This is a genomic window from Variovorax sp. 01N429, from assembly GCF_056399425.1.
Window position 1 is genome coordinate 1 of sequence record NZ_JBFTRG010000213.1, and the last position, 381, is coordinate 381.

Annotated in this window: 1 protein-coding gene; it reads left to right on the forward strand. The window is 70.3% G+C overall.

The genetic code is table 11. The features are described from left to right. Positions 1-308, forward strand: a 308-nt coding sequence (locus AC1DSF_RS31300; protein ID WP_478184197.1) for a hypothetical protein, incomplete at its 5' end; no start/stop codon positions are given. Positions 309-381 lie beyond the last annotated feature (73 nt).

A 381-nucleotide genomic window follows, 5' to 3' on the forward strand; every position in this document is an offset into this window, starting at 1 on the left:
ATCCGGGTCTGCGCATCTGTCGTCGTTACGCGATCGACGGCGCCCAGGTGTCCCGACTGCCTGTCGGCGCGCCCGGCGACCTGGACCGCCAGGCGGAACTGACGGCCCGTCTGCTGCGTGCGTCGGCGTGGGTGGAGCCGGTGACGTCGGTTCCTTCGGTGCCGTCGGCTTGGTCGGCCGCGGTCGCCGACGCCCTCGGCGCGCCCGTTGTACTGCATTCGTATGGTCCGCGAACCGGCGACAAGCGCGCGGCTCCGACCGCCGCGCCGAACCCGGCCGATCGGGCCGCCGACACACCCGCCCGATGACGAATCGGCCGGTGACAGGCCCGATAGACTGGTGTTACTGTCCAGTAACAAGATGAGGCGCGTGTTCGAGTGC